Here is a 23,565-nt window from a genome sequence, read left to right as displayed (position 1 = left end):
AGGTCAACCCCCGGCTCTCCCCTTTCGTTCGCGATATGTTATTTCTCTTATTGCACGCTGTTGTGCCAATCGTTGACTTCTTGCGTAATCTTGTCGCCGCCGAGCTTGCCCCAGTCCGCGACGAACTTGTCGAAGTCGTCGATCGGCGCGGCGCCCATAATGATCTTCGTGAACACTTCCATCTCCAGCTGTTGAAGCGTTGCGCCGACCTGCGCCATCGTCTCCGTCGGCGTGCCGTAGAACGCATTGACAAGCACGTTGTTCGCTTGCATGTATTGGTTGACGACGTCGAACGCGCCGCCTTCGCCGAACGTGCGCTCCTGCCACCAGCCGCCCGGATTCGTTCCGGCCCGGTAGCCGGCGATTTGGTCGTAGTAGCCCTTGAATTCCGGCTTCAACTTGCTCGGATCGTTGTTCTTTAGCGCCTCCGTCACTTGAAGATGCGCTTGAAGGTTGTTGTCGCGAAGCCCCCCGCGGATGACGGCGTATCCGAACACCGGAACGTCCTTCTTCTCTCCGTTCACGTCTACGCCTTTCACCGTATGAAACTTCTCGGGATCTTGATTCGGACCGTAAATTTTCTCATAGTACAAGTTCAACATCTTAATGAGCGCTTCCGGATGCTCGTAGCCCTTCTTTACGACGTAATACCGGTCCGGCGACGACTTGAATACGACGGGCTTCGCAGGCTCGGCATCGACGGAGACGAGCGGGAACGGCATCCAGTCGGCGTTCGCGTCGCGGCTCTTCAACTCCGCGAGCGGCCAAGACGCGTTCCAGAATTCGCCGAAATACAGCCCGATCTTGCCGGAGGTGACGGATTCCGCGACCTGCGTGCCGTTCTTGACGGCGAATTCCGGATCGATGAGTCCCGCGGCGAACATCTCGTTCAGCTTCTGCAGCGCCGACTTCGTTTCCGGTTGCACGCTTCCGTACGCCAGCTTGCCGCTGTCGTCCTTCAGCCACATCGTCAGGTTATTCTTCGTGTACGGGTACGCATGGAACCCGGCCATGAACCCTTCGATGCCGGCGAAGCCGTCGTAGACGTTCATGTTCAGCGCAAGGCCGAACGTATCCGCTTGACCGTTCTTGTCCGGATCGTTCTTCGTGAACGCTTCCGCGATCGCGAACACGTCCTGCATCGTCTTCGGCGGCTCGAGGCCGAGGTTCTTCAGCCAATCGGTCCGCACCCAGATCATCGGCGATGAATCGATGCTGCCGCCTCCGTCCGGGATCGCCATCAGCTTGCCGCCGAACGTCGCCGCTTCCATCGCGATATCCCGGCCGCCCGACGCGCGAATCTCTTTCACGTACGGAGACGCATACTTCTCCCACTCGTCGGTCAAATCTTCGATCATGTCGGCTTCGACGAGCATCTGCAGCTCCCGCGGATTGACCTCGATGACGTCCGGCAGCTCTCCGGAAGCGATCGTGACGGCCATCTTCTGCAACCGGACGTCCGGCGTGTCGCTGGAGATGAAGTTGTTGGTCAGCTTAATGCCGAGCAGCTCCTCGTACGCCCGGTACCAGACGTTGTTGTCCAGGCTGTCGCCCGGCGGGTACAGCACCCCGTCCCGCTGGAACCGAGCCGTCGTCATGCTGATGCCCGGCTCGTATTTCCCGAGCGGGTCGATCGTTTCCGGCTCCGTCTTCGCCGGCTCCTCCGTTTTCGGCGTCTCCTGCGGTTGCCCTTCGTCCGCCGGCTCCTCCGCAGCCTCGTTCGCGCAAGCGCTCGCAAACACGAACGCGAATGCGAAGGAGACCAGCGCAAGCTTTCTCATGGATGGTTTCACTCGTTTGACCCCCTTGTAAGGATGTGTAACTTTCTATCTCAAATTATGAAATTTTTCTATAATTTTTAAAATAATAACATTTCTTCTTTCATTGACTTTTCATGACTTGATCGATTCCTTCGTCCGTCTCCGACCGCAGCAGCGACGCCTCCACCCGGAGCCCCCCGAGGTCGCTGCGAGACAAGCGTAACCCGCACCCCTCCCCGTACATGATGCACAGCCGGCGGTGCACGTTGACGAGCCCGGTCGTCTCCACATCGTCGCCCGATGCGTTCAAGCGAATGCGAAGCGCCTCCAGCGCCTCGTCCGTCATCCCCGGGCCGTTATCCTCGACGACGACGCGCAGCTTGTTCTCCTCTTCCTGGAAGGAGATCCGGATCGCTCCGCCCTTCGGCTTGCTTTCGACGCCGTATTTATACGCGTTCTCGACGAGCGGCTGCAGAAACAACCGCGGCACGGCGACCGACGCGAATCGCTGCGGCAGCGGTTCAAGCTCGGCTTGGATCCGTTCGGAGAAGCGCACGGTCTGAATTTCGACGTAAGCCTTCACGTGGTTGACCTCCGCCTCGAGCTTGACTTGGCGGGCCGCATTGCGGGTGATGTATTGGAAATACTCCCCCAAATATTGAGAGAAGCGGACGACGCTGTCGAGATCCTTCAGCTTCGCCAACCGATATAAGATAAAAAACGAATTGTATAAAAAATGCGGATTGATTTGCGACTGCAGCTGCTTCAGTTCCGAGCTTTGCGCCCGGATCTTCTGCTCGTACACGGTATGAATCAGCACCTTCAGCTCGTTGACCATCGCGTTGAATTGTCGGTACAAATAGCCGAACTCGCCCTTGTTCCCCGTATCCTCGATCAATTCGAGGCGCCGCTTCTCGACGCTGCGGAACGAACGGACGAGCCGGGACAGCGGCCGATGGATGAGGCGATACATCCAAAAGGAAAACAAAAAAATGACGAACAGCGAGACGAGCGATAAAATCCAAAACCAATTCCGGTACGTGTCGAGCTTCCCCAGCACCTCATGCGACGGAATAAACACGACGAGCGTCGCTTGCAGCAGCTCGGACGTCCGAGCGGCCGTCAAATACATGCGGTCTCCCGCCTCCACGGAACGAACGCTTCCGGCGACCCCGATGTCTTCGCCGCCCCCTGCCCGCAGCGCCGCCAACGACGAAGCGACGTCGATACCGCTGCCGCCTCCGATGAACCATGCGCCGTTCGCGTCGAGCAGCGCCGACCCCGACCCTTCGTAATTCGCGAATCCGGCGAGAGACGCCTTAAGCGCCGGCACCGACAGCTCGACGCTCAGAATGTACGACCGTTTCGGATCGAATTGGGTCGCGTCGGGATACGCCCGGTTGATAAAGTACCGGCCGTTCCAATGGTACACGGCCCCCTCGGTTCGCCCGATGGACGCCACCATCGCCTCGTATTCCTCCGCGATCAAATTCGTCGTCAAGTCGTCGCTCGTGATCGCGTAACGGTAGCTCGGGAGATACGCCTTCACGCTGCGGATGTAGGCGCTGGAGCTCTTAATGACTTTGAGCTTGCCCCCTACGGAGATAATGCGCTGCGTCCGTTCGTATTCGTCCATGATCGGCATCGCGAACGCGAGACGCTGCAAATCCTTATCGAAGATGTACTCCCTCTCCAGCTGCACCATCCTCTCGATTTCCGTCTCCAAGGCGTTCATGTAAAATTGGACGCGGGATTCCAAGGAGTTCGCGATTTCCGCGCGGACGCTTTCCTCCCCGCGCGCGTTAATCAACAGCCCCAGCGTATACAACGGGGTAATGACGACGAGAAACATCAAGATCAGTTTTCCGAAAATCGTAAATTTCCCTTCGCCCCGATGCGGCGTACGTCTCATCGCGGAACTCCGCCTTTCTGCGCCTTACCCGTTCGTTCGCTCCCGGAACTCCTGCGGCGTCATATTCGTCATTTTCTTAAAAAAGCGGGTGAAATACGAAGCCGATTCGAACCCGACCTCGGCCGCGATATCGTGTATTTTGTGAGGCGTGTCCCGAAGCAGCTGCTTCGCGCGCTGGATGCGGGCGTTCGTAATGAACTCGGTCAGCGACAAGCCGGTCGACTGTTTGTAGAGGCGCGATAAATACGAAGGACTCAAGTACACGATTTCCGCCAGTCGGGTCTGCGAGACGTCGCCGCCTAGATGGCGGAGGATATACTCGTTCACCTTACCGACGGCGTCGCTCGTTTTCTCCCGCTGCTCTTCCTCCCGGTGTTCGAAGAACAGATCGGCGAGCCGGACGAAGTATCGAACGGCGTCGTCCCACGTCCCGTGTTCCTCGATTTTCATGAGCGCGTTCAAGTTCGTTCGGGACGACAGCTTCGCCATTAAGCCCCAGCGGTTGAGGCAGGATAGAAACCGAACTGCGATCGCGTAGTACAGCTCGTACCGATCGTCGCACGGCTCCGAAGGCGTCTGCGAGGCCGTCTCTCCCCTGGTCAGCTTGTCGAACAGGGCGGCGAATTCCTCCCGCTGTCCGCTCTCCAGCAGCGTCTCCAGCGCGTCCAGCTCCCCTTCGTACCGCCGGGACCGCGGCGGCGTCTTCGGTTCCTGCGAAGGGGAAGCGTCTGTAATGAGCATCTCTTCCCCTTGACCGAGCCCGAGATTCAACCTCCACTTCAGCAGCTCGAACGTCTCGGCGATGCGGTCCCATGGCGACGGCTCGCGCATCATGACGAACGAACAAGGAACCCTAAGGAGCTTCCTCGCATGCGACTGGACCGACTCCAAGCAGCCGTGGATGAACGTATGCGCCGCGCCGCCTTCGGTCGACGGCGTCGTCGGCTGAACGAGCCACGACCACCGGTCCTTCCCGTATTCGACGTGAGCCATGCGCATGCGAACGCCGAACAGCTCCTCCGCGATGTTGCGGACCGCGTACCGCAGCAGCCCCCGTTCCTCCGCCCGAACGTCTTCCGGCCAACGATCGACGCGGCCGACGATCGCATAGAGCGGCGCATCCGGATCCATCGGCAGCTCCAGTTCCTGAAGCCGCGCCGCGCGGGTCGCCGCCGGCTGCGCAGCGCCCTGGAGCAGCTCCGTCAAATATTCCTTTTGCCGGAACGGCAGCGTCGACTGCAGCTTGCGATTCGCGCCGTCCACGAGCGCCTTGAACTCCAACTCCTCGGCGATCTTGTCGGCGGCGGTTCGCACGGCGCGCACGATCGCTTCGTCGCCTTCCGTCTTCAGCACGTAATCCGTTCCGCCGTTGCGAATCGCGTTCTGCACGTAATCGAAGTCGTTGTAGCCCGTCAGAAAGACGACCTTGCAATGCGGCCAATGCCGCACGATCTCCGCGTTCAAATCAAGCCCGCTGATGCCCGGCATCTCGATATCCGTCAGCACGATATCGATCTTCGTCGCGCGCAGCACTTCGAGCGCTTCCGCGCCGGATTGCGCCGTGCACACTTCGAGGTCATGCGCCGCCGGCAGGTCTTGGAACAAATCCGCAAGACCTTCGACGATGATCGGCTCGTCGTCGACGATCAACAGTCGATACATATTAGTTCCTCCAGACGATGTAAACGCTTTACGAACGCGCCAGGCGCCCGCTCTTCTATGCTTTCACTATACCACGCCGCGACGGACCGGTTGTCGACAGGTCACGAGAAAGCAAGAAGTCGTTACGAAAAGGCAAGACCGGCTAAGAACGACCGTACGCCGCTCCCCCCTCTTCCGCGATCGTCAAGACTGCGGGAAACGAAAAACAACCTTAGCCGGCGCTTCGGCTAAGGTTGTTCGGTTCGTTCCCGGCGGCGTACGGACGCCGGAGGCTTGCGAAGTCGTCGGGCTGGGGGAAGGGACGCGGTCGAGCTACGCCTTAGGCTTCACCACGTACACGCACCGCTGTCCGCCCTTCGCCTTGCATTCCACCTGCTCCACCTCGGCCTCGAGCACCTTGCGGAACAAGCTCAACTCGCTGTCGCACGCCTGCGTGAAGTTGTGGGCGATCGCGTGGATCGGGCAGTTATGCTCGGTAATGACGTATGACGCGCCGCCTTCGGCGCGCTCCTCGCGCCAATCCGCCATATAGCCGCGTTCCTCCTGAATCGCGGCCAGCTCGTCGACGCGCGCCGCCAGCGCTTCCGTCCCGTCGGCCCCGGCCGGCTTATCGTGCAAACGTTCTTTATATTTCAGCTCGAGCCGCTCTTCCCGTCGTTCGAACAGCGCGTCGATCGCGCCGGGTCCTTGCAGCTCCCGCACGTCGTTCAAGAACTCTAGGGTAATGTCCGCGTAATGCTTCGGGAACAAATCCTCCGCATGCTCGGTCAAGGAATATACGAACGTCGGCCGCCCCATCGCTTGACGCACCGTCTCCGAGCGAATGATGCGATCCCGTTCGAGGTTGTTCAAGTGACGGCGCACGGCGATGTCGGAGATGCCTAGCTGCTTCGCGATGTCGTTCGCGTTGAGCGGCCCGCGCTTGCGCAGCATGGTCACGATTTGTTTTCGGGTCGTCGGATTGTTGTCTTCCATCGTCGCATGTCCACCGCCTTTCCCCTTATCATACCATGATTTCGGCCGGATTGAACCGATTTTCATGGAGAAGGGCCTAGGCGGCATGCTAGAAGAAGTCGGCGAGATACGTCTGGCGCGCGGGCAGGACGCGCTCCAGCGCCTCCACCGCGTCGGCGGGGCCCTGCAGCAGGCCGGCGGCATGCAGGAAGCCCGGGCGCCGCGCGCCGATCGTCATCGCGGTGAACGCCGCGATGCCGCACTGTAAAGCGCCGCCATCCGCGGCGCCGCTCTCGTCGGGCGCGAGCGTACCGCGCCCGGCATCGTCGACGGCGAGCGTCCACGCGCCGTCGTTCCACGGCGCGTGCGCGTCGCTCACGCGCAGCCGCACCGTCGCGCCGGCCCCCGCGACGAACGGCATTGCTGCGACGAACGCCGCCGCGTCCACCACCCGTGCCATGAAATACGGCACGAGCTCCTGCTTCACCCGCGGGTCGGGCAGCAGAAACGCGAGCGGATCGTCCGCCGGGGCGGACAACGTCAGCGTCTCCGCCATCGAGTCGTGATTGCGGAGATAACCGAACAGCGCCCGCCGCGCCTCCTCGGACAGCGCGACGAGCTCGCTGACCGCCAGCGTCCGATCCTTGACCTCGTAGCACACGTATCCTTGCATGGTGCCCGAAGCGTCCGTATAAGCCGCTGTCGTCTCTTGGGAGCGGTGGAAGATACGCTCCCGCCACCATTCCTCGGAGCGAACGAGCGTCCCCGAATAACGGCTCGCGTAAGCGGCGTACGTCGGGTCGAGCAGCGCCCCGTCGTTCGCGACTCGGCGTACGCGGCTCGTCTCCGGCGGCGCGGGCGGCAGCTTCGCGACGGGAATGTCGTACTTTTTCGTATCCGTATAATACTCCCACCCGAACTTGCGGTAGAACGGGAACGAGAACGGGTGCAGGAACGACACCGTCTGCCCGTTCGCCCGCATCGTCTCGAGCGAATGGACGAGCAGCTTCGCCACCAGCCCTTGACGGCGGTAATCCGGCCATGTCGCCACGCCGGCCAACCCGCCCATCGCGAACTTGACCCCGTGGATCCACGTCTCGAAATCGAGCAGCGTATATTTCGCCGCTAGAACGCCGTCGACGAACGCCCCCCATTGCTGATGCGGCTTCATCGCCGCGAGACGAGCCTCCCGCTCGTCCGTCGGCACGCGATATTGGAAGGCGAACTCGCTGAGCGTCATCGACGCGTCCAACTCGTGCGGCTCCAGATTTCGAATCAACGTCATAATAGGAAAACCTCCGGCTTCACTTCGATATCAATTTGTCGTACAACTCCAAATATTGCTTCGCGGACGCGGTCCAGCTGAAATCCTGCGCCGCGACGTTGCTCCGAATGGCGGACCAATGCGCTTCGTCCCGATACATCCCGAGCGCGTAGCGGATCGTGTCGAGCATCTCGTGCGCGTTGTAATGAGTGAACGAGAAGCCGTGCCCTTCGCCCGTATAACGGTTATAGGGCTTCACCGTATCGACGAGGCCGCCCGTCTCCCGGACGATCGGCGCCGTGCCGTACCGGATGGCGATCATCTGCCCGATGCCGCACGGCTCGAACTTCGACGGCATCAGGAACAAGTCGGAGCCCGCATAGATGCGCCGCGCGAGCCCTTCGTCGAACTTCAAGTTCGTCGACATTCGCTCGGGATGATGGTACGCCGCGTCGCGGAACAGCTTCTCGTACCGCGACTCTCCCGCCCCGAGCACGACGAGCTGCAGCTCCTCCCGCAGGAGCTCCTCGAGCACATGCGAGATGAGATCGATGCCCTTCTGTTCGACGAGACGCGTCACGAGCGACACGATCGGCGCGTCCGCCCGTACGGGCAGACCGAGCTCCCGTTGCAGCGCCGCCTTGTTGGCCGCCTTCCCCGGATCGTCCGTCGCGGACGACCGGTAATGCGCGGGCAGATACGGATCCGTGCTCGGGTCGAGCGCGTCGTAGTCGATCCCGTTCACGATGCCGAGCAGCGCGTCCCGGCGATGCCGCAGCGTGCCGTCCAACCCTTCGCCGTAATGCGGCGTCTGGATTTCCTGCGCGTACGTCGGGCTGACCGTCGTCAGGAAGTCGCTGTAATTGAGCGCCCCCTTCATATAGTTGACGTTGCCGTAAAACTCGAGAGCGTTCGCATGGAAGTGCTCGTCGCCCAAGTTCAGCAAGTCCCGCATCGCCCCGTAGCCGAACACGCCTTGGTATTTCAAGTTATGGATCGTGAAGACGGAGCGCACGCCCGCGTAGAAATCGTTCCAGCCGTAATGCGCGCGCAGGAACACCGGGACGAGCGCCGTATGCCAGTCATGGCAGTGCAGCACGTCCGGCTTCCAGCCGAGTCTCGGGATCGCTTCGAGCGCCGCTTGGCAGAAATACGCGAACCGCTCGCCGTCGTCGCCGTATCCGTACAGGCCGGGTCGCTTGAAATAAAATTCGTTATCCAGAAAATAATACGTAATCCCTTCGTGCGACAGCCGCGAAACGCCGCAATATTGCCGCCGCCATCCCACCTGCACGGTAAACTCCGCGACCGGCTCCGCGCTTGCGAGCAGATTCGCGGGGATATCCTCGTACTTCGGCAGCACAACGCGGACGTCCGCGCCGCCGGCGACAAGCGCCTTCGGCAGCGAGCCGACGACGTCCGCGAGTCCGCCGGATTTGACGAAGGGGACCGCCTCCGCGGCGATCATCAATACGTTCGCGGACACTAGATCACCTTCTTCTTCGCGGCGATGTACGGCGCGCTCGTCGCGCCGCTCAGCACGCGCCCGCGGTCGATGCTGACGTCTTTGTCGAGAATCGCGTGTTCGATAACGACGTCTTTCCCGATCTCGCAGTTTTGCATCAAGATGCAATTGCGCACGACCGCGCCGGGGTGTATTTTCACGCCGCGGGAGAGCAGGCTGTTCTCGACGACGCCCTCGACGACGCAGCCGTTGGCGACGAGCGAGTTCGAGACGCCGGCCGATTCCGTATATTTGGTCGGCGGTTCGTCCTTGACCTTCGTGTAGATCGGCGCCCCTTGGAAGAACAGCTCGCGCAGCAGCTCCGGCTTGAGCAGCCCCATGCTGTGGCGGTAATAGCTCTGGATCGTATTGACGATGCCCGTATAGCCCTCGTGTTTGTATCCGAATAATTTCAATCTCGAAATATTTTTCATGATACCGTCCCGCACGAGATGATCGTCCCCCTGGGAGAGGCACGTCTCGACGATGTCGAGCAGCAAGCTCTTGCTCATCAAATACATCTCCATCGATACGTTGCGGCTCGCGAGCCGTCCCGTCCGATCCTGCATCGCCGTGATGCGTCCGTCCGCCTCGACCGTCAGCTTGCGGTAAATCGCGTCGTCCGCGTCGTCCATCTCGTGATAGACGCACGTAATGTCCGCGCCGGTCTCTTCGTGCTGCTCCAGGACGCGGCGATAATCGATGTTGCAGACGATATGGCTGCGCGAGACGAGTACGTACTCTTGACGGCCGCGATAGAAATAATCCCGGTGAGAGAAAAACTGGAACAAGTCGCCCTTCGAGATGCCGCTCGGGATGTCGAGTACGGACGGCAGCACGAACAACCCGCCGCGCTTGCGATCGAGATCCCACTCCTTGCCGGAGCCGAGATGGTCCATGAGCGAACGGTACTTGTGGTGCGTAAACACCGCGACGTCCTCGATGCCCGAATTGACCATATTCGACAACGGGAAGTCGATCAGGCGATAGCGGCCGCCGAACGGCACGGACGCGAGGCAGCGGCCGAGCGTAAGCTCCTCGAGCCGATCGGGTTCGTTGATTAAGTTAATGACGCCCATGATCCGTTTCATGCGGACACTTCCTTTCGCACCGTTTCGTTGTTGCCGACGAGCGTAATTTCGGACGGAGCCGCGTTCGGGTCGCCGATGACCGCGCCGGGCTCGACGACCGTCCCTTCGCCGATGATCGCGCGGTACACCCTGGCGCCTTCTCCGATCGTCACGTTCGGCATGATGACCGAGTCGCGGACGAGCGCCCCCTTCTCGACGCGCACGCCGTAGAACAATACCGAATGATCGACCTCGCCGTACACGAAGCAGCCTTCGTTCAGCAGCGAGCGGGTCGCCTTCGCCGTCGGCGCGATGTACTGCGGCGGCTGATACGGGCTGAGCGAATAGATGCGCCAGGAGCGGTCGAACAAGTTGAGCTGCGTCTCGTTATCGAGCAAGTCCATATTCGATTCCCACAAGCTCTGGATCGTGCCGACGTCCTTCCAATAGCCTTCGAACGGATACGCGCTCACCCGAACGCCTTCGTTCAACATGCTCGGAATGATGTCTTTGCCGAAGTCGTTCGACGAGTCCGGATTCGCTTCGTCCTTCAGCAAGTACGATTTCAAGACGCTCCAGTTGAAAATGTAAATGCCCATCGACGCCAGATTGCTCTTCGGCTCCTTCGGCTTCTCCGCGAACTCCGTCACTTGGTGGGCGTCGTCGACGCTCATAATGCCGAAGCGGCTCGCTTCCTCCCACTTCACCTCGATGACGGCGATGCTCGCCTCCGCCTTCTGCTCCTTATGGAACGAAAGCATCGCGTCGTAATTCATCTTATAAATATGGTCTCCGGAGATGACCAGGACGTACTCCGGATCGTATTGCTCGATGAATCCGATGTTCCGATAGATCGCGTTCGCCGTCCCGCTGTACCAGTTGCCGCCCTTCTGCTCCATGAACGGAGGCAGCACCGTCACGCCGCCGTTCTTGCGGTCGAGATCCCAGGGGGAGCCGATGCCGATGTACGAATTGAGCACGAGCGGCTGATACTGCGTAAGCACGCCGACCGTATCGATGCCCGAATTCGTGCAATTGGATAAGGTGAAATCGATGATCCGATATTTCCCGCCGAAATGGACCGCGGGCTTCGCGAGATGCTTCGTGAGCGCCCCGAGACGGCGTCCTTCCCCTCCCGCCAGCAACATCGCTACGCATTCTTTGCGTCTCATTCGCCTTGCTCCTTCCTGGTTTTAGAGTTTGAGTCCGTACGCTTCAGCATCACGGCGCCGAGCGGCGGCAAAGCGACGCTTATACTATACGCCTGGTCGTGCCAAGGCAGACCTTCGGCCGACAACCGGCCCCCCGTCGACACCCCGGAGCCGCCGTAGCGCTCCTCGTCGGTGTTGAACAGCTCCCGGTAGACGCCGGGTTCCGGCACGCCGATCCGGTAGTCCCTTCGGACCACGGGCGTAAAGTTGCAGACGACGATCAACGATTCCGCCTTGTCGCGTCCCCTTCGAATGAACGAGACGACGCTCTGCTCCCGGTCGTGCGGCGAGATCCACTGGAAGCCGTCCATGCTGCGGTCTTGCTCCCACAGCGCCGGCTGCTTCTTATAGAATCCGTTCAGCTCGCGGACGAAATCGCGGGTCGCGGCATGCATCGGATAGTCGAGCAAGTGCCAGTCCACTTGTTCGAGATCCTTCCATTCGGAAAACATCCCGAGCTCGCAGCCCATGAACAGCAGCTTCTTGCCCGGATGCGCGATCATATAAGCGAGAAGGAGTCTAAGGTTCGCGAATTTTTGCCAGTAGTCGCCCGGCATCTTGTCAAGGAGCGATTTTTTGCCGTGCACGACCTCGTCGTGGGAGAACGGCAGGACGTAATTTTCGGAAAAGGCGTAGAAAAACGAGAAGGTGATTCGCTCGTGATGGTACTTCCGATGGAGCGGATCTTCCTCCATGTATTTCAACATGTCGTTCATCCAGCCCATGTTCCATTTGTAATTAAAGCCGAGCCCGCCTTCGTGCACCGGGGCGGTGACGAGCGGCCAAGCGGTCGAATCTTCTGCCATCATAAGCGCGTGCGGATACCGCCCGAAGACGGCGGCGTTCAAATCTTTAAGGAATCGGATCGCTTCGAGGTTTTCTTCCCCTCCGTAGCGATTGTATACGTGGCGGTCTCGAGGTTTGCCGAAATTGAGGTATAACATGCTGGCGACGGCATCGACCCGAAGTCCGTCGATGTGAAACAAATCCATCCAGAAGAGCGCGTTGGAGATGAGGAAGCTCCGCACCTCGGGTTTTCCGAAGTCGAATGCGAGCGTGCCCCACTCCAGCTTCTCGGCGAGCCGGTCGTCCTCGGGCTCGAACGTCGGCGTTCCGTCGAAGCGGCGGAGGCCGTGGTCGTCCTTGCCGAAGTGGCCGGGCACCCAATCGAGAATGACGCCGAGCCCTCGCTGATGACAACGGTCGACGAACGCCATGAACTGCTTCGGCGTTCCGAACCGGCTCGTCGCCGCGAAGAAGCCCGTCGCTTGGTAGCCCCAGGAACGGTCGTACGGATGCTCGGCGATCGGCAGCAGCTCGATATGGGTGTATCCGAGATCGGCGACGTAATCGACAAGCTCCTCGGCGAGCTCCTCGTACGTCAACGCGCTGCCGTCCGGCTTCGTCTTCCACGTGCCGAGATGCGCCTCGTAGATGTTCATCGGCCGTTCGTAATGCGGCGATCGCTCCTTGCCTTTACGGAAGAGCGCGTCCTTCCATCGGTAGCCCGTCAAGTCGTACACGATCGATGCGGATTTCGGGCGCAATTCGGCATAGAACGCATAAGGATCCGCCTTGAACTTCCATTGTCCGTCCGTCGATCGGACGGCATACTTATAGACCGTTCCTTCTCCGACGCGCGGAACGAAGCCGGCCCACACGCCGTGCGAAACTTTCTCGAGCGGATTCGCCGCCGAGTCCCAGCCGTTGAAGTCGCCGACGACGGAGACGGCTTCGGCGCGCGGCGCCCAGACGGCGAAGCGAACGCCGTCGATCCCGTCGTCGGACGTCGCCGGATGCGCGCCAAAAGTGAGGTAGCTGCGGTGGAGCGTGCCCTCGTGAAACAAAAACAAGTCGTGGTCGCTAAGGGATCGTACGCTCATCGATTCAGGTTCCTCCCGTTTGAGAGTGTGTTGCCCTGCCTTACGATAGCAGTCTCCGGCGAAGGACCGCCAGGACCGTCAAATATGCAAATCCTAATGCATATCCACCGATAATGTCCGTGGGGTAATGCACGCCCGCGTAAATGCGCGTCGCGCCGAACAGCAGAACGAGCGCGGCCGCAGCGATCGCGATCGCCGTCTTCGCCCCCGGCGTCCTCGCCTCCGACAGGAACGCTATGGCCGCGAAGCCGACCAACGCGGCGCCGATCGTAGCGTTGCCGCTCGGATAACCGAACCCGTCGGCCGTGAACAACGCCTCGAGCTCGGGCCGCGGACGATCGTATACATGCTTCGCGATCGTGTTCAGCCCCCAAGCGCCTACCGTCGCCGCGGCCGTCAGCACGGCGTCCCAGCCGCGCCGAAGGGCGAGAAATACGCCGGCGAGCAGCAGCGTGATCGCCGCGAAGCCGACGGTCGAGCCTGCCGCGTCGAAGGCGCGGGCGACCGCGTCCGCCGCGGATCCCTTGAGGCTTCGGGTCGCGTCGTGAATCGACGTATCGAACGCCTTGACGCCGGAAGATTCGAGAGCGGCGCCGATCGAGAAGAAGATCGCAAGGAACAGCGCCGTCAAGAGGAGCAGGCGTCCGGGGCCGGCTTTCCGCCGAATCGGGATGCGGGTAATAGGTACAGTCATCGTCTTTCTCCTCGTCTTTTGATTGGATGGAAACATGTGTGTACAATAAACGGATAAGCTTCTTTCATCCAAGATAAGAGATAAGGCAAAAACTTTCAACAGGTAAGGAGAAAAACGACGATGTTTGTTGCGAAAGATTGGCAAGATTACGAATTAATCGACGCCGGAGGCGGCGAGCGATTGGAACGCTGGGGGCACGTCGTCTTGCGGCGCCCGGATCCCCAAATCATATGGCCGCTCGAGAACGAGAACGAGCTTTGGCGTTCGGTCGCCGGCCACTACCACCGCAGCTCCTCGGGCGGCGGACAGTGGGAATACAAGACGAAGCTTCCGGACCGATGGACGATCGGGTACCGCGACCTGAAATTTTACATCCGGCCGACGAACTTCAAGCACACCGGACTGTTCCCCGAGCAAGCGGCGAACTGGTCCTGGATGATGGACAAGATCCGCGGCGCGGGCCGTCCCATCCGCGTACTGAACTTGTTCGCCTATACAGGCGGCGCTACCGTGGCCGCCGCGGCGGCCGGCGCCGAAGTATGCCACGTCGACGCGGCCAAGGGCATGGTGCTCTGGGCGAAGGAAAACCTCGAGCTGTCCGGCCTCGCCGAGCGGCCGGTCCGCTTCATTACCGACGACGTATTCAAGTTCGTTCAGCGCGAGCAGCGGCGCGGCAACAAATACGACGGCATCATCATGGATCCGCCGTCGTACGGACGCGGCACCGGCGGCGAAGTGTGGAAGCTCGAAGAGAGCTTGTATCCGTTCATTCAGCTTTGCACGACGATCCTGTCGGACAATCCGCTGTTTTTCCTGATCAACTCGTATACGACGGGCATCTCTCCGACCGTGCTCGGCAACATCGCTCGAATATCGCTCGCCGATAAATACGGCGGCCGAATTACGAGCGGCGAGATCGGGCTCCCGATCACTTCCAAAGATATGGTGCTTCCCGCGGGCATCCTGTGCCGCTGGGAAGAAGCGTAAGTGGCTGCGATGCGCCTCGCGGCGCTCCTCGCGGCCGCTTCCCTGCTTTTCGCCGCGGGCTGCGAGTCCGCGGCCCCGGCGGAGCCGGCGCCCGAGCAGGAGCAGGCTCCCGTCGCCGAGAGCGGCTCGGACGGCGCCGCCGCGCCGGCGCCCGAGCAGGAACCTGTCGAACCGCCTCCGCCCCCGCCTCCCGTGGAAGCGACGTTGGTGGCGATCGGCGACGTCATGATGCATAAGCCGATGCTTCCCGGCGCCTATGACAAGGAGACGGATACGTACGATTTTTCCGGATTTTTCGCGCCGCTTCGCTCCCTCTTCGAGGGAGCGGATTGGGCCGTCGCGAATTTGGAGACGCCGATCGCCGGAGACGACCGGGGCTTCCCCGGCTACCCGATGTTCAACGCGCCCGTCGCGTTGGCGGATGCGCTCGTCGACGCCGGCTTCGACGTCGTCTCGACGGCGAACAACCACTCGCTCGATCAAGGCTTCAAGGGTCTCGCCGCGACGCTCAAGACGCTGCGCGAACGCGGGATCGTCCCGGTCGGAACGGCGGAGACGCAGGAGGAAGCCGACGCCCTCGCGATCGTCGGGAAGAACGGCGTCGCCGGCGCGTTCCTGTCGTACACGTACGGCACGAACGGCATCCCGATTCCGAAGGACAAGCCGTTCGCCGTCAACCTGATCGACGACGCCCGAATCGCGGCGGATATCGACCGGGCGCGGACGGCCGGCGCGGACTTCGTAAGCGTATCTTTGCATTTCGGCAACGAGTACCAACGCGAACCGAACGACGAACAACGGCGGCTTGCGCGGCTTGCGATCGAATCGGGCGCGGATCTCGTCATCGGCCACCATCCGCACGTCGTACAGCCGTACGAACGATATCGGGTCGACAATCCCGACGGCACGTCCCGCGAAGGCATCATCATGTATTCTCTCGGCAACTTCGTGTCCAACCAGTTCGGCGATTACAAAGAATACGGCGCCGTCCTCAAGGTCACGTTTCGGAAAACGTACCAAGCGGACGGCGCCGCCGTAACGACCGTCGCGGAAGTCGATGCGATTCCGACCTGGGTCCATAAATATGTAGACGGAGGCAAGACGCGCTACCGTGTATTGTCGCTGGATGAAGTAACCTTGGAGAGCGGCGATCCGCTATTGACGCCTCGCATGATATCCACGTTGATCGCGAAATCCGAAGAGATGAACGGGCACCTGGACAAGCTTGCGGCAGCCGCGGGAACGGGACAAGCCCCGGCCGCGGAAAAGGAATGACGAGTTACGAAATCCGTTGATGCTCGATATTCGTGATTTTCCCTAACAGATAAACCAAGAGTTGTTGATTGTGCGCGGAGATCCGGCTCAAGTATTCGGTCAGGAAGCTTTCCCGGATTTCCGTCCCTCGCTTGGCTTCCTCGATCCCCTTCGGGGTGACGTGGATCCAGACGATGCGGCGGTCGCGGTCGTCGCGGACGCGTTCGATCAGCTCGTTCTTCTCCATCCGATCGAGCAACGTCGTAACGGCGGCCGGCGTCGTCGCAAGGTAATGGATCAAGTCGGAGGGTTTCATGCGATCCGCGGCAAGCACGTACTCGAGAACGTTTAATTGGCTTTCGGTCAACGTCGGCGCAAGCTGCGTCTCCATATGGATCCGCAAATCCTTCGTGAGTTTGAACCATAGCTTGGCAAACTCGTTCGTATACATGACCTCGTCCCCCATTCGGTTAATTTATCCAAAGTATAGCACTGTCCGAGGGAGAGCGAAAGCTTTAGCTCTTTAATATTTTAAGACATTAATCGATAAATCTCGCATGATGGCGACCGCAAACGACAGCTTTCAACACGCGTCGCACGCGGTTGCCGTCACTCTTCCGAAGCATGGCGAAACATTCTTAAGAAAATAGTACTTCCGACCCGGCATATGTCCTGCCCCCGCCGCATAACGCTATTATCCTGCTATCGCCGGCCCGCATTCGCCGCCACTCTCCGCACCGACTCCGCATCGACTCGATCATGCCGACAGCAGCCGCCGATAACGCCATATTTGCGCTTATCCCAGCAAATAACGCAATAATTGACGCTATCTCTTCTGCCAGGACGATCTACGCTTTCCTCGAGCCAGCCTCTTTCTTGCTCCGTTCGCTCCTCTGCCGAGGCGCGGTAGTGGCCAACAATACCTTAGACTAAACGAAAATCCCGTGGCCGACACCGGCCGCGGGACTCCCTAATCCGTTTATCCTTCGATTTTCAACGAAACCAACGCGACGACCTCATCGCCCTTGTCCACCGGGACGACCGAAGATCCGGTCGCGCGCAAATCCGAGATCGGCACCGACTCCGAAGAGAAGCCGCTCGTCTTGCCCGCCTTCGTCACGGCGACGAAGCCGGCGGATTCGCGAACGTATACGGCACAGATCAAGCCGTTGCCGTTCGGCTTCACGCGCTTGCCTTCCTTGAACTCGAACGTCGCGATGCCCTTCCCGCCGCGTCCCTGCACGTTGTAGTCGGCTAAGAGCGAGCGCTTCGCATACCCAAGGTCGGAAAGCACGAGCACTTCGCCTTCGTCTCCCCGTACCGGCAGGGCCGCTACGACTTCGTCGCCTTCCCGCAGCGCGATAGCCCGGACGCCCGCCGCGACCCGGCCCATCGTATTTACTTCTTGCCCCGAGAAGCGGATGCTCTGTCCCAGCTTCGTTACGACGAGAACGTCCGTCGAAGCCGGCGTGTCGAGCCATACGGCGATCACTTCGTCGCCTTCGGCGAGCTTGACGGCCGCGATCGCCGTCGTCCGGTTCGTGGCGTACTCCTTCAGCTCCGACCGTTTGATTTGCCCTCGTTTTGTCGCGAACAGAAGCGTACGGCCGACCTCTTGCATGTCCTTCACCGGGATGACCGCGACGACTCGATCTTCCTTCGCGATCGGCACGACGTTCACTAACGCCGTGCCGTTATCCTTCCACTTGTACTCCGGCACCGCGTGTACCGGGAGCACGAAGTATTGGCCCTTGTCGGTGAACAGGAGCAGATTGTCGATCGTGTTCACTTCGAGCAGCTCGCGAACGAAGTCGCCTTCCTTCAGCCCCGTCTTCTCGATCTCGCCGCCAGAGCGCGTGAACGACAGCTTGCTCGTCCGCTTGATGTACCCTTCGTCGGAAAGCGTCACCAACACGTCCTCCGGCGTAACCATGACCTCGAGCGACACCTTCAGCTCTTCGATTTCGTCTTGAATTTCGGAACGGCGGTCGATGCCGAACTGCGCCCGAATTTCGAGCAGCTCCTTCTTGATGACGCCGAGCAGCTTCATCTCGCTGCCGAGAATGCCGCGCAGATGCGCGATGAGCTTGCGAACCTCGTCGAGCTCTTTCTCGATCGAAGTAATCTCAAGATTCGTAAGTCGGTATAATTGCAAGGTCAGGATCGCGTCCGATTGGCGTTCGGTAAAGCCGTATTCCGCGATTAAGTTGTTTTGCGCGTCTTGCCGGTTTTTCGAGCGGCGGATCGTCGCGACGACCTCGTCCAAGATGTCGAGCGCCTTCGCGAGCCCCTCCAACACGTGAGCGCGGTCTTCCGCCTTCTCCAGATCGTGCCGGGAACGGCGCGTCACGACGTCTTTCTGATGCTCGACGTAAGCGACGAGCATCTCCTTCAGTCCCAGCTGCTTCGGCGTCTTGTTGACGATCGCGACCATATTGAAATTGTAAGCGATCTGAAGGTCCGTTTTCTTCAGCAAGTACGTTAAGATGCCTTGCGCGTCGGCGTCCTTCTTCAGCTCCACGACGATGCGGAGGCCATTGCGGCCGCTCTCGTCGCGCACTTCCGCGATGCCTTCGACCTTCTTCTCGATCCGAATCGTCTCCATGGCCGTCACGAGCTTCGACTTTACGACGCCGTACGGAATTTCCGTAATGACGATCTGCTGCTTCCCTCCGCGCAAATCCTCGATCGCCGTGCGGCTGCGGATGAAGACGCGGCCCCGACCCGTGTTATAGGCCTCTCGGATGCCGTCGGTGCCCATGACGGTTCCGCCGGTCGGGAAGTCCGGCCCTCGGACGATGCCCATGAGATCCTCGACGGTCGCGAACGGATCCTCGATGACCTTAATGCAAGCGTCGATGACCTCGCGAAGGTTATGCGTCGGAATTTCGGTCGCGAAGCCCGCGGAGATGCCGCTGACGCCGTTGACGAGCAGGTTCGGGTACCGGGAAGGCAGCACCGCCGGCTCCTTCGTCGTGTTGTCGAAGTTGTCCCGGAACTGGACGGTACGCTTCTCGATATCGCGCAGCAGCTCCAACGCGATCTTCGACAGACGCGCCTCCGTATACCGCATCGCGGCGGCCGGGTCGTCGTCCATCGATCCCCAGTTGCCATGGCCGTCGACCAGCGGATGCGCCATCTTCCAAGGCTGGGCCATGCGCACCATTCCCTCGTAGATGGAGCTGTCGCCGTGCGGATGATAGTTGCCCATGACGTCGCCGACCGTCTTCGCGGATTTGCGGTACGGCTTGTCCGGCGTATTTCCGGCTTCGTACATCGCGTACAATATACGCCGTTGCACGGGCTTGAGCCCGTCGCGCACGTCGGGAATCGCGCGATCCTGAATAATATACTTCGAGTAGCGCCCGAATCGTTCGCCGACCACCTCTTCCATTACAACCGGCATAAATTGTTCCAACGTACCCATCGGCTATCACCCTGTCCTAAGCTGATCTATTCTTCATACTCCGTAAAGTCCACGTTTTCGATAATCCAACGCTTCCGCGGGTCGACCTTGTCGCCCATGAGCGTCGACACGCGGCGTTCCGCCTTCGCGGCGTCTTCGATCAATACCCTGTACAGCACGCGAGACTCGGGATCCATCGTCGTCTCCCAGAGCTGCTCCGGATTCATCTCGCCGAGACCCTTGTAGCGCTGCAGCTCGATGTTTTTCCCGCCCATCTCCTTGGATGCGCTGGCGAGCTCCTCGTCGGAGTAGACGTATTTCATCTTCGTTTCGCCGCGGCCGCCCTTCCGGGTTACCTTGTACAGCGGCGGACGCGCGATATATATCATGCCCTCGTCGATCAACGGCTTCATGTACCGATAGAAGAACGTCAGCAGCAGCACTTGGATATGCGCGCCGTCCGTATCGGCATCGGTCATGATAATGATTTTGCCGTAATTCGCTTCCTCGGGCTCCACTTCGGAGCCGACGCCTGCGCCGATGGCGGCGATGATCATGCGATACTCTTCGTTCTTCATGATGTCGCCGAGTTTCGCTTTCTCCGGATTCATCGGCTTTCCGCGAAGCGGCAGAATCGCCTGATGGCGCGAGTCGCGCCCTTGCTTCGCGGAGCCGCCGGCGGAGTCCCCTTCGACGATGAACAGCTCGTTGCGCATGCGGTCCTTCGATTGCGCGGGCGTCAGCTTGCCGCCGAAGTTGGTGCCTTCGCCTTTGCCCTTCTTGCCGCTTCGAACGTCCTCCCGCGCTTTCCGCGCCGCTTCCCGCGCTTTCGCCGCCTGCACCGCTTTCTTCACGAGCATCTGTCCGACCTGCGGATTTTCCTCGACGAACACGGCGAGCTTGTCCGCGACGATCGAGTCGACCGCGCCGCGCGCCGATGCGCTGCCGAGCTGATCTTTCGTCTGACCGACGAATTCGACCTCGCCCATCTTCACGTTGATGACGCACATCATGCCCTCGCGAAGATCGTTGCCCTCAAGGTTCTTTTCCTTTTCCTTCAGCAATCCGGTCTTCCGAGCGTATTCGTTCATGATGCGCGTGTACGCCGTCTTAAAACCGGTTTCGTGCGTACCGCCGCCCCGCGTCGGAATCGAATTGACGAACGACGCGATCGTCTCGGTATAGCCGTCGTTGTATTGGAACGCGACTTCGACCTCGATATCGTCCTTCTCGCCGGAAAAATGAATGCATTCGTGCAGCACGGTCTTATCGTCGTTCAAATAGCGAACGAACTCGCTCGCGCCGCCCGCATACTCGTACGTGACTTCGTTGCCGGAGCGTTCGTCCTTCAAGTAAATCTTCAGGCCGGAGTTAAGGAACGCCAGCTCCTGCAGCCGCTCGGACAATGTATCGTAGTTGATCGTCACGTTGCCGTGGAACACGCGCGCGTCCGGCTTGAACGTAACCTTCGTGCCGGTTCGTCTCGTCGTCCCGACGACTTCGAGACCGGTGACGGGCTCCCCGACGTGTTCTTTGCCGTCCGGGTCGACCCAATATTCGAACCGCATCTTATGAATTTTCCCGTCGCGATGGATTTCCACTTCGAGCCATTCGGACAGCGCGTTCGTCACCGAAGCGCCGACGCCGTGCAGACCGCCGGATTTCTTGTAACCGCCGCCGCCGAACTTGCCTCCGGCATGAAGCACGGTATAGACGACTTGCGGCGTCGGCACGCCGGTTTTATGCATGCCCGTCGGAATGCCGCGCCCGTTGTCTTCGACGGTGACCGAGTTGTTCTTATGGATCGTTACCGCGATCCGGTTCGCGAACTTCGCCAGATGCTCGTCCACCGCGTTATCGACGATCTCCCAAATCAAGTGATGCAATCCGGACGTCGTCGTACTGCCGATGTACATCCCCGGCCGCTTCCGAACCGCGGTTAAGCCTTCCAGTACTTGTATATCGTCCGCGTCGTACCCCGAAGTCTCGGGCGACGTCTGAGGCGCGTCCGCGAACAGATCGATTTGATCGGCCATGCTGTTCCCCCTAACGATCTCGCAAGCAACACAATTCTGCCTTATTTTAGTTCAAAACGTCCCTTCTCGTAAACACTCCGAATGAAATGATCGCGGAAACGAGCGCGGTGACGGTCAGAACGGTCAGCGAAAACTGCAGCGTCATCCCCGGGACGGGCGGCATCTGACCCGCCAAATACGTCGCCGTGTTCAGGTTGACCATGAAGAAATATTTCGCCTGCTCCCAGTTCGACGCCATGCTCGCGAGAATCGATCCCGCGATCAAGAGCGCCAGCATGATGCCCATCCCCGCCGCGGTGCTTCGTACGAGGACGGATACCATCAAGCTGAGCGCGGCGACGACCATGCAGGAAAACCAGACGAGCCCGAGAACCATGAGCACGTACAGCCACTGCTCGACCGTGTGCGCGTTCGTCGTATCGATGCCCCCGGCCGTTACCGAGAAGCCGGTAAGCACCGGCACGCGCCAGCCGGTATAGCCGAACGCCGCGCCGGAAATCAAGTACGACAGCAGCGCCGTCGCCAGCACCGTCAACGTCACGTAGACGACGAGCGCGGCGTATTTGCTGGCGAGCACCTTCCACCGTTTCACCGGTCGGGTGAGCAGCAGCTTGATCGTCCCCTGCGCGTGCTCGGAGGAGACGAGATCCGCCGCGATGACCATAACCATGAGCGGCAGAAATAAGCCGATGGCGTTTTCCGCGAATTGCCTCGTGAACGTTACGCCGCTGGGCGCATTCGGGTCGATGCCGTGATCGAGATGGAACTGGAGCCGCTGCACCTCCACCCGAAGCGTCTGCTTCCACTCCTCCGGAATGCGCGCGCTGCCTAGGCGGTTGTTGTAGTCATTGATTTGCGTCTCCGCGCGAATGCGCCAATCGTCGGTGCCGCTCTGGGCGCGGAACGTATCCGCCGCCTTCCACTGCGCGTACGTAAAAATCGGTATAAGGACGGCCAATATGACGACGATGACGAGAAACCGCTTCTTGCGCCAAACTTTCATCGTTTCGTTGCGAACGAGCGGCAGCAGGCTAGTCAATGGCGTCCCCCTCCGTCAGCTCCAAAAATAAATCCTCGAGCGCCGGTTGGCGGATCTCGATCCCGTGTACCTCGACGCCGGCGTCGAGCAGCTTGCGGTTCCAACGAGCCGCCTCCTCTCGCGCCATGCGCACCGACACCGTACCGGCCTCGTCCAGCTTCGCCTCTCCTGCCTCTAGCAACAGCGCGAGCGCCCGCTCCGCAGGCGACGCCGTCCAAAGCACCGTCTCCGTCGAACGGGCGAGCAGCTTGTCCACGCGATCGACGGCGAGCAGGCGGCCCTTGGATAAGATGCCGACGCGATCGCACATCAGCTCGATCTCGCTTAGCAGATGGCTCGACACGAAGACGCTCACCCCTTGCTCCGCGAGACCGCGGATGAAGACGCGGAGCTCCTTGATCCCTTGCGGGTCGAGCCCGTTCGTCGGCTCGTCCAGGATGAGCAGCTTCGGCCGTCCGAGCAGCGCCTGCGCGATGCCGAGCCGCTGGCGCATCCCGAGACTGTACGTCTTCACCTTGTCGTGAATTCGAGTATCAAGGCCGACGAGCGCGGCGACTTCGGCGATTCTCTCCGCGCCGACGCCGGGCAGCATCGCCGCGAAATGTTCTAGGTTTTCCCAACCTGACATGTATGGATACATCTCCGGGTTTTCCACGATGCACCCGACCTTCGAGAGCGCTTCGTCATGCTCTCGCCGGATGTCCTTGCCGTCGTACAGCACTTGCCCTTCCGTCGGCCGAATCAGGTCGACCAACATCCGGATCGTCGTCGTCTTCCCCGATCCGTTCGGGCCGAGGAAGCCGAATACCTCCCCGCCGTATACGTCGAACGAGAGGCCGTGAATGATGTCCCTCCCGCCGATCCGCTTCTTTAGCCCGCGCACGGTCAATACCGGCGCCGCGTTCGCGTCGTTCCGATCCGTCATGGCT

At 60.4% G+C, this 23,565-nt stretch carries 17 protein-coding genes; 2 read left to right on the top strand and 15 right to left on the bottom strand.

The features are described 5' to 3' along the window. Window positions 1-47: 47 nt before the first annotated feature. The 10 genes from FE782_RS07435 to FE782_RS07390 all read right to left on the bottom strand — a co-directional run bounded on the left by FE782_RS07435 (window position 48) and on the right by FE782_RS07390 (window position 13,914). On the bottom strand, window positions 48-1,793 hold the full coding sequence (locus FE782_RS07435; RefSeq protein ID WP_138193428.1) for an extracellular solute-binding protein: 1,746 nt from the start codon (window positions 1,791-1,793) through the stop codon (window positions 48-50). A gap of 88 nt (window positions 1,794-1,881) precedes the next feature. Continuing rightward, the gene (locus FE782_RS07430) at window positions 1,882-3,672 is read right to left on the bottom strand and encodes a sensor histidine kinase (RefSeq protein WP_138193427.1); all 1,791 of its coding nucleotides are present in this window, start codon (window positions 3,670-3,672) and stop codon (window positions 1,882-1,884) included. A gap of 24 nt (window positions 3,673-3,696) precedes the next feature. After that, window positions 3,697-5,334: a response regulator transcription factor gene (locus FE782_RS07425; RefSeq protein WP_138193426.1), complete on the bottom strand. Its 1,638-nt coding sequence runs from the start codon at window positions 5,332-5,334 to the stop codon at window positions 3,697-3,699. A gap of 312 nt (window positions 5,335-5,646) precedes the next feature. After that, complete coding sequence (locus FE782_RS07420; protein WP_138193425.1) at window positions 5,647-6,309, bottom strand: helix-turn-helix transcriptional regulator; 663 nt, start codon at window positions 6,307-6,309, stop codon at window positions 5,647-5,649. An 88-nt stretch (window positions 6,310-6,397) separates the two neighbouring features. Next, on the bottom strand, window positions 6,398-7,573 hold the full coding sequence (locus tag FE782_RS07415) for a GNAT family N-acetyltransferase (RefSeq protein WP_138193424.1): 1,176 nt from the start codon (window positions 7,571-7,573) through the stop codon (window positions 6,398-6,400). 19 nt (window positions 7,574-7,592) lie between these two features. Beyond that, complete coding sequence (gene glgA / locus FE782_RS07410) at window positions 7,593-9,020, bottom strand: glycogen synthase GlgA (protein WP_138193521.1); 1,428 nt, start codon at window positions 9,018-9,020, stop codon at window positions 7,593-7,595. Between the two features lie 17 nt (window positions 9,021-9,037). Continuing rightward, on the bottom strand, window positions 9,038-10,147 hold the full coding sequence (gene glgD / locus FE782_RS07405) for a glucose-1-phosphate adenylyltransferase subunit GlgD (RefSeq protein ID WP_138193423.1): 1,110 nt from the start codon (window positions 10,145-10,147) through the stop codon (window positions 9,038-9,040). Beyond that, window positions 10,144-11,298 carry a glucose-1-phosphate adenylyltransferase gene (locus FE782_RS07400; RefSeq protein WP_138193422.1) on the bottom strand — a complete coding sequence of 385 codons (1,155 nt, stop codon included), beginning with the start codon at window positions 11,296-11,298 and terminating at the stop codon, window positions 10,144-10,146. The genes glgD and FE782_RS07400 overlap by 4 nt, the downstream gene beginning before the upstream one ends. Beyond that, the gene (gene glgB / locus FE782_RS07395; RefSeq protein WP_138193421.1) at window positions 11,295-13,220 is read right to left on the bottom strand and encodes a 1,4-alpha-glucan branching protein GlgB; all 1,926 of its coding nucleotides are present in this window, start codon (window positions 13,218-13,220) and stop codon (window positions 11,295-11,297) included. Before glgB ends, FE782_RS07400 begins: the two co-directional genes overlap by 4 nt. Before the next feature lie 40 nt (window positions 13,221-13,260). Then, window positions 13,261-13,914 (bottom strand): phosphatase PAP2 family protein, encoded by a 654-nt coding sequence (locus FE782_RS07390; protein WP_158299279.1) that lies wholly within the window; start codon window positions 13,912-13,914, stop codon window positions 13,261-13,263. Between the two features lie 120 nt (window positions 13,915-14,034). Between FE782_RS07390 and FE782_RS07385 the strand changes: the two genes are divergently transcribed. Beyond that, window positions 14,035-14,901 (top strand): class I SAM-dependent methyltransferase, encoded by an 867-nt coding sequence (locus FE782_RS07385; protein WP_138193419.1) that lies wholly within the window; start codon window positions 14,035-14,037, stop codon window positions 14,899-14,901. A 9-nt stretch (window positions 14,902-14,910) separates the two neighbouring features. After that, window positions 14,911-16,176: a CapA family protein gene (locus FE782_RS07380; RefSeq protein ID WP_238392381.1), complete on the top strand. Its 1,266-nt coding sequence runs from the start codon at window positions 14,911-14,913 to the stop codon at window positions 16,174-16,176. 4 nt (window positions 16,177-16,180) lie between these two features. On the opposite strand, the gene FE782_RS07375 is transcribed toward FE782_RS07380, so the two are convergent. From FE782_RS07375 to FE782_RS07355, 5 genes are all read right to left on the bottom strand, one after another. After that, the gene (locus FE782_RS07375) at window positions 16,181-16,606 is read right to left on the bottom strand and encodes a MarR family winged helix-turn-helix transcriptional regulator (RefSeq protein ID WP_138193417.1); all 426 of its coding nucleotides are present in this window, start codon (window positions 16,604-16,606) and stop codon (window positions 16,181-16,183) included. A 528-nt stretch (window positions 16,607-17,134) separates the two neighbouring features. Beyond that, a complete protein-coding gene (gyrA, locus tag FE782_RS07370; protein ID WP_138193416.1) occupies window positions 17,135-19,582 on the bottom strand; it encodes a DNA gyrase subunit A in 2,448 nt (815 codons plus the stop codon). A 26-nt stretch (window positions 19,583-19,608) separates the two neighbouring features. Next, the gene (gene parE / locus FE782_RS07365) at window positions 19,609-21,597 is read right to left on the bottom strand and encodes a DNA topoisomerase IV subunit B (protein WP_138193415.1); all 1,989 of its coding nucleotides are present in this window, start codon (window positions 21,595-21,597) and stop codon (window positions 19,609-19,611) included. 46 nt (window positions 21,598-21,643) lie between these two features. Next, complete coding sequence (locus FE782_RS07360; protein WP_138193414.1) at window positions 21,644-22,636, bottom strand: ABC transporter permease; 993 nt, start codon at window positions 22,634-22,636, stop codon at window positions 21,644-21,646. Beyond that, entirely contained in the window at window positions 22,629-23,561 is a 933-nt protein-coding gene (locus tag FE782_RS07355) for an ABC transporter ATP-binding protein (protein ID WP_138193413.1), read from the bottom strand. The genes FE782_RS07360 and FE782_RS07355 overlap by 8 nt, the downstream gene beginning before the upstream one ends. Window positions 23,562-23,565 lie beyond the last annotated feature (4 nt).

The sequence above is a fragment of the Paenibacillus antri genome, assembly GCF_005765165.1.
Classification (GTDB): Bacteria; Bacillota; Bacilli; order Paenibacillales; family YIM-B00363; genus Paenibacillus_AE; species Paenibacillus_AE antri.
The sequence above is the reverse complement of the archived record's forward strand: the minus strand, read 5'-3'. Positions and strand labels throughout refer to the sequence as shown.